Here is a 918-nt window from a genome sequence, read left to right as displayed (position 1 = left end):
TCTGTGGCATGGCCGGGTCGATCGCGCGATCCGCGACCTCGAGTGTTTCCTGGCCAGGTTGAAGGGGTCACAGCAAAGCAGCGAGTTCTCGGTCGCCCGGCTGCACAGCCTCGGCTTGCAACTCCTGACCTACGTCCGGTCGAACCGCGGCGCCATCGTCAACTATGCAAAGCGCTACCGGGCCGGTCTTCGGGTCGCTAGCACTTTGGCCGAGTCGGCGGTGAATTCCCTCGTCGGCAAGCGGATGGTCAAAAAGCAGCAGATGCGGTGGTCGCTCCACGGCGCGCATATGCTCATGCAGGTCCGGACGGCAGAGATCAACGGCGAACTTCGCAGTCGGCTGCGGGCACCGTTTCGGCAACCAGCCCCGAGCGTGCCTTCAATATTCAAGCCGAAACCGCCCTTTCTGCGTGCCGCCTGACCCCAGACAAATTACCGGTCTCAATGCATTTCACCACATCGGGGCGCTGATGGATGAGGCGCTGGCGAGCACGGAACAACACCGCCCTGGCCTGCTGTTCTTCTGATTTCGACTCGACCGAACCGCATACCTACACTGTTGGGAATGCTACTCGGCCTCAAATTGTGCAATCCCATTCACGATACTCTGTAGCCAAGACGGAGCACGCGCGATTTGCACGCTGTTTTGGATGCACATTTCTCTGGCTGTGCGCCCTAACCACGGATGAGCAATCGTACCGACGACCAGTCTTCTCATAACTTCAGAAGCTTTCTCCTCGATGCGCGGTTCTTGTATAACAATTCCATTGACGCCATCGATAATCTGCCGTTTTAACCCGAATGCGTCTGAGACCACTACGGGTCGACATTTAAAGAGCGCTTCGGTAAGTGCAAGGCCGAAACCCTCCTCTTTTGAAAGCTGAAAAACCGCAAAAGCGCGAGCTTGAAGTCTGCTGA

The 918-nt window shown here is 57.2% G+C and carries 1 protein-coding gene and 1 pseudogene; one reads left to right on the top strand and one right to left on the bottom strand.

Features of this window, described 5'->3' with window-relative positions; genetic code table 11:
- Positions 1–421 (top strand): annotated as a pseudogene (locus ACWGTO_RS33585) (hypothetical protein); the annotation flags it as partial.
- A 147-nt stretch (positions 422–568) separates the two neighbouring features.
- Here the strand turns inward: ACWGTO_RS33585 and ACWGTO_RS33580 are convergent.
- The coding region (locus ACWGTO_RS33580; protein WP_454578965.1) for a glycosyltransferase at positions 569–918 on the bottom strand (350 nt) is incomplete at its 5' end.

The organism is Mesorhizobium sp. PL10, assembly GCF_053714315.1.
The sequence above is the reverse complement of the archived record's forward strand: the minus strand, read 5'-3'. Positions and strand labels throughout refer to the sequence as shown.